Origin of the sequence: Cognatundibacterium squillarum (assembly GCF_014652435.1) — a bacterium.
Lineage (GTDB): Bacteria > Pseudomonadota > Gammaproteobacteria > Burkholderiales > Burkholderiaceae_D > Undibacterium > Undibacterium squillarum.
This window is the reverse complement of sequence record NZ_BMYU01000001.1, coordinates 952694-966096: the sequence shown is the minus strand read 5'-3', so window position 1 is coordinate 966096 and position 13403 is coordinate 952694. Positions and strand designations below refer to the sequence as shown.

General features: G+C 51.5%; 11 protein-coding genes and 1 other RNA gene. 10 read left to right on the top strand and 2 right to left on the bottom strand.

The genetic code is table 11. The features are described from left to right. Window positions 1-81: 81 nt before the first annotated feature. Window positions 82-408, bottom strand: coding sequence for a thioredoxin TrxA (trxA, locus tag IE092_RS04110; protein WP_189355698.1), 327 nt, complete (start codon window positions 406-408; stop codon window positions 82-84). 519 nt (window positions 409-927) lie between these two features. Here trxA and IE092_RS04105 point away from each other — a divergent pair. The 5 genes from IE092_RS04105 to ybiB all read left to right on the top strand — a co-directional run bounded on the left by IE092_RS04105 (window position 928) and on the right by ybiB (window position 3573). Beyond that, window positions 928-1413: a hypothetical protein gene (locus tag IE092_RS04105; RefSeq protein WP_189355697.1), complete on the top strand. Its 486-nt coding sequence runs from the start codon at window positions 928-930 to the stop codon at window positions 1411-1413. Between the two features lie 11 nt (window positions 1414-1424). Next, on the top strand, window positions 1425-1736 hold the full coding sequence (locus tag IE092_RS04100; protein ID WP_189355795.1) for a cell division protein ZapA: 312 nt from the start codon (window positions 1425-1427) through the stop codon (window positions 1734-1736). Between the two features lie 67 nt (window positions 1737-1803). After that, window positions 1804-1983, top strand: a non-coding RNA gene (gene ssrS / locus IE092_RS04095) — 6S RNA. A 152-nt stretch (window positions 1984-2135) separates the two neighbouring features. Continuing rightward, window positions 2136-2606 carry an EVE domain-containing protein gene (locus tag IE092_RS04090; RefSeq protein WP_189355696.1) on the top strand — a complete coding sequence of 157 codons (471 nt, stop codon included), beginning with the start codon at window positions 2136-2138 and terminating at the stop codon, window positions 2604-2606. Further along, window positions 2596-3573 carry a DNA-binding protein YbiB gene (ybiB, locus tag IE092_RS04085; RefSeq protein WP_189355695.1) on the top strand — a complete coding sequence of 326 codons (978 nt, stop codon included), beginning with the start codon at window positions 2596-2598 and terminating at the stop codon, window positions 3571-3573. The genes IE092_RS04090 and ybiB overlap by 11 nt, the downstream gene beginning before the upstream one ends. A 98-nt stretch (window positions 3574-3671) precedes the next feature. Here ybiB and IE092_RS04080 read toward each other — a convergent pair whose 3' ends face one another. Continuing rightward, on the bottom strand, window positions 3672-5933 hold the full coding sequence (locus tag IE092_RS04080) for a TonB-dependent receptor (RefSeq protein WP_229793009.1): 2262 nt from the start codon (window positions 5931-5933) through the stop codon (window positions 3672-3674). A 345-nt stretch (window positions 5934-6278) separates the two neighbouring features. On the opposite strand from IE092_RS04080, the gene IE092_RS04075 reads away from it, so the two are divergent. The 5 genes from IE092_RS04075 (at window position 6279) to rpoD (ending at window position 13381) form a co-directional block, all read left to right on the top strand. Further along, window positions 6279-7472, top strand: coding sequence for a BaiN/RdsA family NAD(P)/FAD-dependent oxidoreductase (locus IE092_RS04075; RefSeq protein ID WP_189355694.1), 1194 nt, complete (start codon window positions 6279-6281; stop codon window positions 7470-7472). A gap of 133 nt (window positions 7473-7605) precedes the next feature. After that, a complete protein-coding gene (rpsU, locus tag IE092_RS04070) occupies window positions 7606-7818 on the top strand; it encodes a 30S ribosomal protein S21 (RefSeq protein ID WP_005877634.1) in 213 nt (70 codons plus the stop codon). A 120-nt stretch (window positions 7819-7938) separates the two neighbouring features. Then, complete coding sequence (locus IE092_RS04065) at window positions 7939-8385, top strand: GatB/YqeY domain-containing protein (RefSeq protein ID WP_189355693.1); 447 nt, start codon at window positions 7939-7941, stop codon at window positions 8383-8385. Window positions 8386-8413: 28 nt separating this feature from the next. Continuing rightward, window positions 8414-10195, top strand: a complete 1782-nt coding sequence (gene dnaG, locus IE092_RS04060; RefSeq protein WP_189355692.1) for a DNA primase — start codon at window positions 8414-8416, stop codon at window positions 10193-10195. 429 nt (window positions 10196-10624) lie between these two features. Continuing rightward, on the top strand, window positions 10625-13381 hold the full coding sequence (gene rpoD, locus IE092_RS04055) for an RNA polymerase sigma factor RpoD (protein WP_373295317.1): 2757 nt from the start codon (window positions 10625-10627) through the stop codon (window positions 13379-13381). Window positions 13382-13403 lie beyond the last annotated feature (22 nt).

Below are 13403 nucleotides of genomic sequence, written 5' to 3'. Positions count from 1 at the left end.
TTATTGATTTCATACAGGGGCTGACTGCAACCGGCCTTGCGGGACGCTGAGGAACAGCGCCGGCAAGGCCTGTATCATAACTCAAATATTGGCGTCGATAAAGGAAACCAGCTGACCTTTTGCCAGTGCGCCGACTTTTTGTGCAGCGACTTCGCCGTTTTTGAACAGGATCAGGGTAGGAATGCCGCGAATACCGAATTTCGCAGGAACTGCCTGATTGTCATCCACGTTCAGTTTAACGATAGACAGACGGCCTTGGTATTCCTTTGCAACGTCGTCCAGAATCGGAGCGATCATTTTGCAAGGGCCGCACCATTCTGCCCAGAAATCGACCAGAACCGGTTTGTCAGAATTCAGTACATCTGCTTCAAAGGAAGCATCGCTAATGTGTTTGATTAAATCGCTCATGAAGTCCTCAGCTTGAGGGAAAAATAAAAGTGTTTTGCGCCACAGACCACCGGTATGCGCGGCAGGCCTAGCTTGTCTGCACTGGCGGCTGATATGCCGGATCTGGGGACGAACTTTGCAGATTCAATAGATGCCTGAGCGGCGACTGCAAATGTGATTGCTGTGGCAACAAGCCAGAACAACCGTGCGGCAGATAATAACCTATTTTTTTTCAAGATGTGCGTCCACCCTCCAAAATTGTCGTGGTGAGGGTGAAAAAGCGAAAGTTGCTGCACCCCGCTTGCTGCGCCGCACAATGCGGACTATCCTGAGTCTGGACGGGCGTTTATCGTGATGAATGCGGCTTTTTGTCCGCGCAGCGAGGCTTTTTGCTGCCTTCTGTCACTAAAAAGTCAGTCATGGTCGTTAACGCATATTAAAATTTGTTGAATATCGAGATTTGTAAGCTATTTCCGGTGTATCTTCCTGATTTCCCCGTATAATTTCTGTTTCAGTTTTGTTGCATAATTTGTCACATCTATGATGATCCCCGATTTCGAACAACTGGTGGAAAAAGTCAGCCGTCTGGCTGAACAGACGCATGCGCTGCGCAAGGAAAATGCCGGCCTGCGCGAAGAGTTCAGCACGGTCACTGCCAGCCTGCGTGAGGAAATCGCCTCGCTCAAAACCAGCCATTCCGAAGAGTTGACGCGTCTGACGACCAGTCACAGTGAGGAACTGACACGACTGAAAACCGGCCACAGCGATGAAGTGACTGCGCTGAAAACCGGTCACAGCGCCGCGGTCGATGCGCTGAATGCCAGTCATCACGCTGCGGTTGAGTCTCTGACGACCACTCACAATGCAGCAGTCGAATCGCTGACCACGACGCACAACACGGTGGTTACCGCGCTGACCGCCAGCCGTGACGATATGCAAAAACGTTTGCAACAGGCTGAGCAAAGAGTGCTGGCGCTGTTAGACCGCCTGCCGCCGGAAGTGCTGAATGACGGAGAATCTGCATGAGTGAGAAAAAAATGATCCAGATTGATGTCATGATCATGGGGCAAATTTACAAGCTGGCCTGCAAAGAAGGCGAAGACCGTCCTTTGCGTGAAGCGGCAGCGTATCTGGATGCCAAAATGTGCGCGATCCGCGATACCGCCAAGGTGAAAGGAACCGACCGTATTGCTGTGATGGCTGCACTGGGGATGACGGCAGAATTGCTGTCCACTAAAGCGCCGGATGGTCCGCTTTCAGGTATGTCGATGGGGGATGTGCGCGAGAAAATCAGTCGCATGCATCAGATTCTTGACGAAGCAATCACACCGCAAAAAACCTTATTCTGAAAAGGTTTTTTACCTGAATTTTTTACGCAGGGTCTAGCAAGTCATACGGATTTGGGAGTACACTTAAGTCTCCCTGCCGTGTTCGCCAGTGCCATATATTCCTTGAACCATTTTCGTGCATAGGCAGCAGGATATTGTTCGATAGGTGTGAGCGTCGCTAGTCCGATGAACCCGAAATTGAACTGACTGCAGCCGAACTGAACCGTCAGGTTCAGGATGCCGGCATAGCGACTCTGGCGGGGCCTTCTCTTAAACGGCTGTCACATGACAGCCGTTTTCTTTTCCGGTGTTTGTCACCGATTGCCATTCCAGTAAATTGCTGACGCCCGCTTGCGCCGTACTTTCCGGCTACAATCTCCGCATTCCTTATCTTTCATATTCACTCTGAAGAGGCAGACGATGGCTTACTGGCTCATGAAATCTGAACCCGATGAAGTCAGCATTGACGATGCGCTGGCGCAGCAAAGCGTTGCGTGGTTTGGCGTACGCAATTATCAGGCCCGCAATTTTATGCGTGATCAAATGCAGCCAGGCGATGGTGTTTTGTTCTATCACTCCAGTTGCGCGGAACCTGGCATTGCAGGTATCGCAGAAGTTTGCAGTACTGCGTATCCGGATCACACCCAGTTCGATCCGGCCAGTCATTATTACGATCCGAAATCCACGCAGGTAAATCCGCGCTGGATCATGGTCGATGTGAAAGCCATACGCAAAACGCGCCTGATTTCTCTTAATGAATTACGCAGCCATCCTGAACTGGAAGATATGCTGGTACTGAAAAAAGGCAGCCGCCTGTCTATCACACCAGTGACGGCGCATGAGTGGCAATTTATCACGGAGCAACTGGCAGGAGCAAAACATGCAGCTTGATGCCGGCTTTGCAGAATGGCATGTGCCATCCGTTATTAAAGAGATCGGGCGTGGTAAGTTCGGTGCAAAGCCGATGGATCGCGCAACTGCAGCGAAGTTATACGATGCGATGCTGAAACGTGAAGTCAGTGATCTGCAACTCGGGGCGATTTTGCTTGCGATGCGGATCAAAGGCGAAACGCCGGAAGAGATTGCCGGATTTCTGGATGCCTGCAAGCCGCACTGCCTGTCTTTGCCAGTCAGTACACCCGGAGATTTTGCACCTGTCTTAATACCCAGTTATAACGGTGCCCGTAAAAAGCCGAACCTGACGCCGTTGCTGGCACTGCTACTGGCACGCGAGGGTGTACCGGTATTGCTGCACGGTGTTTTGCAGGATGCGGGACGTGTGACCAGTGCAGAAATTTTTCAGCAACTGGAGATCGGAGAGTGCAAAGACGCTGCGCAGGTCAGTGCATGCTGGCAAAGCGGTTTGCCGGCTTGGATGGCATTATCCACTCTGTCGCCTGCCATGTCAGGTTTGCTGAATATCCGCAAAGAGCTGGGATTGCGCAACTCCACGCATACACTGGTTAAGTTATTGCAACCGTTCGCCATACCCGCATTACGACTGACGTCGTACACACATCGCGAATATCTGACGACTTTGTCTGAATTTGCTGCGCAATGCCTTCCGGCATCTGAAGGAGCATTATTTCTGATGCGTGCGACAGAAGGTGAAACGGTGGCAAATACAGCAAGGATGCAGCAGCTGAATGTCTGGTATGACGGTCAGCAGGAAGTACTTGGCGAAACGCAGGAAGTGGCTTTCGAAGGCGCAGAAATTTTGCCTGAAGCACTGGATGCAGTAACGACTGCACAATGGATTTCTGATGTGCTGGAAGGGAAGAAGCCGGTTCCTGCCAATATTCAGCTTCAGTTTCAGTGGTGTCGTGAATGGTCTGCCAGGGTCGCAGAAAAAATGTGATGAGTACCTTGTAATCAGATATTCGATCTTCAGTGACTGATAGCAAAACGCCCGCAATTGCGGGCGTTTTGTTTTCCGTTTTTTCTGAATCAGAATAATCAGAAGTTGGCTTTGAACTGAACGCCGTAGCTGCGTGGTTCGTTCAGGATGCCGGTCAGGTTGTTAAAGTCAATCGCGGCAACCACTTGCTGACGGTTAGTGATGTTACGGGCGTAGCCTGCAACTTCATATTTGCCATCTGCCCACTGATAACCTACGCGCAGACCACCTTCCAGCATGGATTTTGCGTCGTACTCTTTGGCTGCGTACAGGAACATGTTGTAGCGATCTTTGTAAGACCAGTCGGTGATTGCGTACAGTGTGCCATCACCGATTTGTGTTGTGTACTTCAGAGAGAAGTTACCAACCCATTTCGGCGCGCGTGGCAGCGGGTTGCCATTGATCGCAACAGTTCCATTCGGACCTGCAGGATTCGTTACTGTACAGCCATTGCCGCAAGGAACAACGTACAGAGCAGAATCTTTGATCTGCGTATCGTTATAGCTAACGCCGACGATTGCTTTCCAGTTACGGTTGATTTTCGCAGTCAGATCCAGTTCGAAACCTTGGCCAGTCGCCTTGTCAGCATTCACCAGCTGATTCTGGTTGACGCTGCCGTTACCAGCGGTCAGTTGCAGATCGCGTGCTGTGTACTGGAATACTGTGAAGTCAACGTGTGCAGTGTTTTCCAGGATGTCTTTCTTTACACCGGCTTCAAACGACAGTGTTTTTTCGGAGCGGGCTACGGAAATACCATCACCGAACAATACGCGGCCCTGAACACTCGGTGCGCGGTAACCGGTTGCAATACGGGCAAACAGGTTCGTTTGTTTGTCCAGTGCATAGTTGCCGTTCAGATCCCATGTCAGATTGCTGGCAGAAGGGCTGGTGGTGAATAACTTAGTGCCACCGGCGCTTTGTGGCTTGCCCGGAGTCCACAGGCGTTGCGCATCAAAGTCCTTGCTGTCTTTGGTGTAGCGCAGGCCGGCACGTACCTTGGTTTGCTCATTGATGGCATAGTTCACAGAACCGAATGCAGCGTAGGATTTCGCTTGCTGATGCTGAACTGCGTAACCATCCTGTACATTGCCGCCCAGAGAGTTGAAGTCGAAGCTGTCAACCTGCAGGCTTTCATTGAAGTAGTACAGACCTGCAATCCATTGCAACGCATCTTTGGTAGTGGACTGAACGCGGATTTCCTGTGTCATCTGACGCAGATATGGAACGCCGTCTGCTGTTTCTGCAGGGAATGGGATGAAGCCCGGGCCCATAGGCAGTGCGAAAGATGCACCGTATCCACCATCGACGTCAGCGCGGCTGTAGAACTTCGCGCGGTCATAGCCGGTAATGGCGTAGATAGACATGTCTTTCAGATCCCACTGCAGATGCAGGTTGCTACCCCAGGATGTCAGTGTTTGTTTATTGACACCATCCGTCGGATAGACTGTGTAGTCAAAGCCCGGCACCAGATTGTTCGTACCCTTCTGAATAATATTGGCACGGAACAACGTTGCATTACCTGCCATATCACGGCCGTGAACATTCAGTAATGCTGTGAAGTCCTGATTTTTGTATTGCAATTGAACGCGTGCCGCATTGTCGTGGTAGCCCTCCAGGCTGCGCGTACCAGTCGCTTGCGGGTTATTTACGCGGTCATTGCGGCTTTGTGCCTGCGCAGAAACGCGGGCAGCCCAGTCGCTGTTAATTGGCGCGTTGATTGCACTTTCGAGATTCACTGCGCCGTAGTTGCCAAAGCCGACAGAGGCGTAGCCTTCAAAGCGTTTGCTTGGTTTAGCGGAATCAAATTTGATCACGCCAGCCGGGGAGTTGCGGCCGAACAGCGTGCCTTGCGGGCCGCGCAGAATTTCAACCTGATCCACGTCGAATACCGGAAAGCCTTTCAACACTGGGTTTTCCTGAACGATGTCGTCGTATACCAGACCGACAGGCTGCGATGCATTCAGATCGAAGTCAGTGTTGCCCAGACCGCGGATATAAAAGCGCGGGAAAGAACGGCCGAAATCAGACTCAATGTTCAGGCTCGGTGTGCGTGCAGACAGGAAGCGGATGTCCTGGCCGGATGCAGTGTAGGTGTCCAGCGCTTCGCCTTTGATTGCGGAAATCGACATCGGCACTTCTTTGATGCTTTCCGCGCGACGGTTTGCCGTAACAATCACGGTTTCCAGTTTGGTGTCGTCTTTCTTCGCTTCGGTTTTTGCATCATCAGCAAACGCCATTTGCGCAGGGAATGCAGTAGCGATTGCTACGGCGATGAGGCTGCGGGTAGTGTGCAGCATCAGTCTTTTGGAAGGTGTAGACATAATTTTCCTGTTTAAAAGTAAAAATCAGTACCACGTCAGCGAGCCGGCAAGGCGCTCAACGTCAACATAATCGAAAATCTTGGAATTTGCGCAAACGTTTGCGCAAAATTAACGCGCATGTTTCCGTTTTGTGACAAAGCCGTCAAGTTCATCATAGAAAATATATGGAGAACATCACGAAAAAATGAATTTTCGTTGTGCAGATCCCACAAAAAATGGCGGGAATCCCGAATAATTTATTGCATTGCAACATTCTTTTGGGTGGCGCCGTGAGTGCTTGATTTTGCTGTGCTGCGAATGGGGATTTCGATAGAATGCGGGGTTCGATTTTTGCGGGAGTAGCAAATGGAAGTGTTTGATGTCGTTGTCATCGGAGCTGGTGCTGCGGGGATGATGTGTGCTGCTACCGCGGCAGGCCGGGGGCGCCGTGTCGCTTTACTCGACCATGCAACGAAGCTTGCTGAGAAAATTCGTATTTCCGGCGGCGGGCGATGCAATTTCACAAACCTGCATGCTGGCCCGTCTAATTATCTTTCGAATAATCCGCATTTTTGCCGTAGCGCCTTGTCGCGCTACACCCCGCAGGATTTTCTGGCATTGCTGAAAAAATATCATGTTGCCTGGCATGAAAAACACAAGGGACAATTGTTTTGTGATGACAGTGCAGAACAGATTATCCGGGTGTTGAAAGCGGAGTGCGATAAAAACGGTGTCTGCTGGAGAATGCCTGCAGAGGTTGATGCACTGGAGTCAGCAGAAACAGGTTTTGTGCTGCAAACATCGGGCGGGAAGATCTCTGCGCAGAGTGTTGTGCTTGCGACCGGCGGTTTATCGATTCCGAAAATCGGCGCGACGGATTTTGCTTACCGGATCGCCCGTCAGTTTGTCCTGCGCATGGTTGAGCCACGGCCGGCACTGGTGCCACTGACTTTTGCGCAGTCGGTCTGGGCTCCGTTCGTGCCTCTCGCCGGAATTTCTCTGGAAGTGGATATTTCTACCGGAACGAAAAAGAATAAGATCACTTTCCGGGAGGATTTACTGTTTACGCACCGTGGCTTGTCCGGTCCGGCGATTCTGCAGATTTCCAGTTACTGGGAGCCGGGCACGCCACTGACAATTAATTTATTGCCCGAAACCGATCTGGCTGACGAACTGCTTGCGCAAAAATCCGGCAATAAAAAACAGTTACTGACGGTGCTCACGCAATACATGCCAGCGCGTCTGGCTGAGGTGTTGCTAATCACTTGTGAGGCGGACGGAAGCTGCCGTATGGCTGACTTGTCCGATAAAGTACTGCGCCGTATCGGTGAGGCGGTCAATCAATGGCAACTGATACCGGATGGAACGGAAGGGTATCGCAAAGCTGAGGTAACGCGCGGTGGGATAGATACCCGCGAACTCTCGCAACAAACGATGATGGTGCAGAAAGTCCCCGGCTTATATGTGGTTGGCGAAGCAATGGATGTGACAGGCTGGCTGGGCGGGTATAATTTCCAGTGGGCCTGGGCTTCCGGCTATGTAGCAGGCTTGTCGGCGTAAACAGTGGATTCACAACAAAAAGGCCGGGCAGGGGCTTGACTGCATAAGAATTAATCAAAAAATTCTTCCAAAAAGCCTGAAATCCTGTTACTATCTCGGTCTTCCTACAATTTTTTCCATGGTTTGAACTTAAATGACCACAATTCGCCTTAAAGAAAACGAGCCGTTCGAAGTCGCCATGCGCCGCTTCAAGCGCACTATCGAAAAGACCGGTCTGTTGACCGAATTGCGCGCTCGCGAGTTCTACGAAAAGCCAACAGCAGAACGCAAACGCAAACTGGCTGCGGCTGTTAAGCGTCACTACAAACGCATTCGTAGTCAACAGTTGCCTAAGAAAATGTACTGATTCATTGCCTCGTCTGGCAGCGCCAGATGGAAAGCAATGAACCGTCATTAGGTTTGCATGCCCGCTTCGGTGTACCGCAGCGGGCGTTGTCATTTTTTATTTCGTCATTCAGGAAATTTCATGAGCTTAAAAGAACAAATCACCAATGATATGAAAGCAGCAATGCGCGCGAAAGAGGCGAGCAAGCTGGCGACTATTCGTCTTCTGCAGGCAGCAATGAAGCAGAAAGAGGTGGATGAGCGTGTGGAGCTGGATGATGGCATGATTCTCGCGATCATTGAAAAAATGATCAAGCAACGTAAAGACTCTATCCAGCAATTTGAGGCTGGTGGTCGTCCGGAGCTGGCTGAAATCGAGAAATCCGAGATTGAAGTGCTGATTACATATATGCCAGCCGCTTTGTCTGATGAAGAAGTGCAGGCTGCGGTTGCGGCGGCGGTTGCAGAGACTGGTGCTGCTGGCCCGCAGGATATGCGCAAAGTCATCGAATTACTGAAAACCCGTCTGGCAGGACGTGCCGACATGGGTAAAGTCTCCGGCCTCGTCAAAGCGGCGCTGAGCAAGTAATCCCCCGCTTTCTGCGCCGGAGAAGGCATTGATACCGCAAAGCTTTATTCAGGATTTGCTGGCCCGCGTCGACATTGTGGATGTTGTTGGCAAGCATGTTCAGCTGAAAAAAGGCGGCGCAAACTATATGGGTTTGTGTCCGTTTCACAATGAAAAATCGCCTAGTTTTACCGTCAGCCCGACCAAGCAGTTTTATCACTGCTTCGGTTGCGGTGCGCACGGCACGGCGATCGGATTTGTGATGGAATTTTCAGGATTGAGCTTTCCTGATGCAGTGAGGGATCTGGCGCAGGGAATGGGTATGGTTGTGCCCGAAGAAAACCGCATCATTCCCGAAAGACGTGCTGAGGCGCAGGCAAAAAGTATGGCGCTCAGTGATGTGCTTGGTAAGGCTTGTGAGTTTTACCGACAGCAGTTAAAAGCAGCGCCGCAGGCGATTGCATATCTGAAAAAACGTGGTCTGACGGGTGAGATTGCTGCGCGCTTCGGACTTGGATTTGCGCCCGATGCCTGGGACAGTCTGCGGCAGGTCTTTCCCGATTACGCTGCTGGCGCACTGGATGAAGCAGGTCTGGTCATCGATAAAAGTGCTGAAAATGGTGGCCAGCGTAAGCGTTATGACCGTTTTCGGGACCGCATTATGTTCCCGATTCGCAATACGAAGGGTCAGGTCATTGGATTTGGCGGTCGTATTATGGAACAGGGAGAGCCTAAATATCTGAATTCGCCGGAAACACCGGTATTTCAGAAGGGGCTGGAACTGTATGGTTTGTTTGAGGCGCGTCAGGCGATCCGTGAGGCTGGTTACGCGCTGGTCACGGAAGGTTACATGGATGTCGTCGCGCTGGCGCAAATGGGATTCCCGCAGGCCGTCGCAACGCTGGGAACCGCTTGTACAGCGACGCATGTGCAAAAGCTGTTGCGTCAGACGGACCGGATTATATTCAGTTTTGACGGAGATGCGGCTGGTCGCCGCGCAGCACGCCGCGCTCTGGATGCCTGTCTGCCTTTACTGGATGACAGCAAACTGGTGCAGTTTTTGTTTCTTCCTGCCGAGCATGATCCGGATTCCTATATCCGTGAATTCGGCGCGGATGCGTTCGAGCAGGAAATTCGTGGCGCAACCCCGTTATCACAGTTTTTTATTCGTGAAGTAACGGCGGGTCTCAGTTTGCAATCGGCTGAAGGTCGTGCGCACGCACTGGCAGAGGCAAAGCCTTTGTTGCAGGCGATGCAGCCAACGGCGCTGCGATTGCAAATCGTGCGGCAACTGGCGCAGCTGACGCAAACACCTGCCGGCGATATTGAGGCCTTGTTTTCGCTGACTCAGCCTGTAGTACGTCGTCAGGCTGCTGCGCCTGCACGCGTGCGCCGCAGCGCACCGGTTGGACTTGAGTTGCAGATTATGCGCCTGGTTATGGCGTTCCCGCCTCTGGCGGCAATGCTGGATCTGGTTGTTATGGCTGATGCTGCAAAACTTGCACCCGATGGAGCTGAAATGCTGCAGGGGCTTGTTCAGGCGGCATTATCGCTGGGCGAGCACGGGCAATTTGCCGCGCTGGCGGAGATTCTGCGTGGAACCGGCAACGATTTTGATGGTCTGATTACTGAAATTGCCGGTCAGGGCGATATTGATCCTCAGTTGGCGCAGCTTGAGCTTGCCGGAGCAATCCGTCAGATGCGTATGCAGGCATTGCGTGCTGAGGCGGATCAGCTGGTTGCGCGAGGTCTGGCGGATGATGCTTCGCGGCAGCGCTGGCGTGAGATTATGGCTTTACTGGATCAGCTAAAAAGACAGTCTGCAGCCTGAGCTCCCGTTGCGATAAATCATCATCGGCAGGGCGGGGGCTTGATTTCCGGCCTCAGGCTTGATAAAAACGCATGTTTGAATAGATGCGTCTTTGGGGATCTGCCTATTTTTTTATCAGATTCCTGCGCTGTCGGCGGTCCACAGACTGGAGAAAGCGGTGTCTGCGTGCTATAATTTAAAGCTTTCAATTCAAGGTCTTAGGTTGTTTTGTTCTGTGTAATTTGCTGAATTTTTAGGCAGAACGTGTTGTTTAGGTGAGCCTTTGTGCTCCTCCGAGTAACCCAAACACTGGCGCTGAGACTCGGGAAGTCTGAAACAAAAGAATGGCGAAGCAGGGCTGTAAGCAGTCTGTCTGTCGTTATGAAATTTGTATGGGGTAGCGCAGACGACTTCCTCAGTACCGGATGGTTTGATTCAATGGCTAACGCAATGAAGAAACCCGCGAAAACCCTGACGCCGGCAACGGAATCCACATCAGCGGCAAAGGCAACCCACAAAGAAACCGGCAGCGGAACTGCGCCCAGAAGTTCGAAAAAGCCAGCAAAAACCGAAGACAGTGTCACCGAAACTTCCAGGGCCGTGAAAGCCAGCGCCAAACCAAAGACACCTGCATCGTCTGATCATCCGGTTGAACAGAAAGCGCTTGCGAAAGACAGCAAAGCGCCTAAAGTAAATAAGACGGCTGTCGCAGCGAAGGCAGCATCAGAATCCGAGAAGTCCAGCAGTCAGAGCCCGGTCGCGGAAAATAACGATCCGGTCACAGCAAAGAAAGCACCCGTGAAAGAATCCAGCAGCAAATCCCCATCCAAAGCAAAGAAAGCCGCTCCGCAGGCAGCAGAGCAGGTTGTCGCTGAAGCGCCGAAAAAACGCAGCAAAAAAGCTGAGGCTGCAGAAATTGCACCTCCGGTTGTTGCTGCGCAGCCAGCAGAGTCCGTGGCAACCGAAGCCAAGCCGGCACGTGCGCCGAAAAAAGCGGCTGCTGCGAAAACCGCTGCGCCAGCGGCCGAGGTTCAGGAAATCCGTCAGGGTAATGCACCTGCTGTCAGTCAGACGACGGATGCTGCTGTGCTGGCAACCATTGATACTTCCGGATATGTTTTGCCTGGTGTGAAAGTACCGGGACGTCGCGGGCGTAAGCCAAAAGATTTTCAGCCTGAGAATGATGAAATTGCCGCCCTGAACGCCGTTGAGCGTGCGGAGCTGAAAGCGATTGATAAAGCGAAGGCAAAAGACCGTAAAGCGAAAGAAAAAGCTTTACTGAAAGATGCATTTTCTTCTGATCCGGAAGCAACGGAAGAAGAACTTGAGCGTCGCCGTCAGAAACTGAAAGCACTGATCAAACTCGGTAAAGACCGCGGCTACCTGACGTTTGCGGAGATTAATGATCATCTGCCTGAAAACGTTGTAGATCCGGAGGCAATCGAAGGCATTATCGGCACCTTCAATGACATGGGCGTGGCTGTCTACGAACAGGCGCCGGATGCGGAAACACTGCTGCTGTCCGACAATGTCGTTACCGTTGCTTCAGATGATGATGAAGTTGAAGCGGCAGCAGAAGCCGCACTGTCGACGGTTGATTCTGATTTTGGTCGTACCACTGATCCTGTTCGTATGTATATGCGTGAGATGGGTTCGGTCGAGTTGCTGACGCGCGAAGGCGAAATCGTTATCGCGAAAAAGATCGAAGAAGGTCTGAAAGACATGATTCAGGCAATCTCCGCCTGCCCGACCACAATCGCTGAGATTCTGGAAATGGCAGATAAGATTGCTGCTGATGAAATTAAGATTGATGAAATCGTTGACGGTCTGGTAGACCCTAACGCCAGCGATGATGAGCCTGTGGTGGCTGCTCCTCCACCTGCTTCTGATGATGAGTCTGATGAAGACGAGGAAGAAGAGGAAGAGGAAGAAGAAGAGGAAGAAGAATCCGGTGGCGCTGCTGGTGCAACGGCGATGAGCGCAGAACAAATGGAGCAGATGAAGCGTGATTCTCTGGCGAAGTTTGATGTGATCTCCTCTAATTTTGACAAAATGCGTAAAGCCTTCGAAAAAGAAGGTTATAACTCCAAGACCTATGTAAAAGCACAGGAAGCGATTTCTAACGAACTGCTGGGTATCCGCTTCACAGCCAAGGTCGTTGAAAAACTGTGCGACACTCTGCGTGGACAGGTTGATGAAGTGCGTCATATTGAGAAACAGATTCTTGATGTGGCGGTGAATCGCTGCAATATGCCGCGCTCCCACTTTATTAAAGTTTTCCCTGGCAATGAAACCAATCTGCAGTGGGTTGAAGGTGAAGTTAACGGCGGTCACGCTTACAGTGCGACACTGGGCCGTAACGTACCGGCAATCCAGCAATTGCAGCAAAAACTGATCGACTTGCAGGCGCGTGTTGTTCTGCCGCTGGCTGACTTGCGGAATATTAATAAACGCATGTCCGCCGGTGAGATGAAGGCACGTAAGGCAAAACGTGAAATGACCGAGGCCAATCTGCGTCTGGTGATTTCGATTGCGAAAAAATACACCAACCGTGGTTTGCAATTCCTGGATCTGATTCAGGAAGGTAATATTGGTCTGATGAAAGCGGTCGATAAGTTCGAATACCGCCGTGGTTATAAATTCTCCACGTATGCAACATGGTGGATTCGTCAGGCGATTACACGTTCTATCGCCGATCAGGCACGTACCATCCGTATTCCGGTACATATGATTGAAACCATCAATAAGATGAACCGGATTTCCCGTCAGATTCTGCAGGAAACCGGCGTGGAGCCGGATCCGGCGACACTGGCGATCAAGATGGAAATGCCGGAAGATAAAATCCGCAAGATCATGAAGATCGCGAAGGAACCGATTTCGATGGAAACACCGATCGGTGACGATGATGATTCGCATCTGGGTGATTTCATTGAGGATAATCACACACTGGCACCGTCCGACGCAGCGTTGCATGCATCGATGCGCAATGTGGTGAAAGACGTGCTGGATTCTCTGACGCCGCGTGAAGCCAAGGTGCTGCGTATGCGTTTCGGTGTCGAAATGTCGACTGACCACACACTGGAAGAAGTGGGGAAACAGTTTGATGTGACCCGTGAGCGTATTCGTCAGATCGAAGCCAAGGCATTGCGCAAACTGCGCCATCCTTCCCGTTCCGATAAGCTGAAGAGCTTCCTCGAAGGTAATTAATCGTTTATAATGGGTGCCGTTT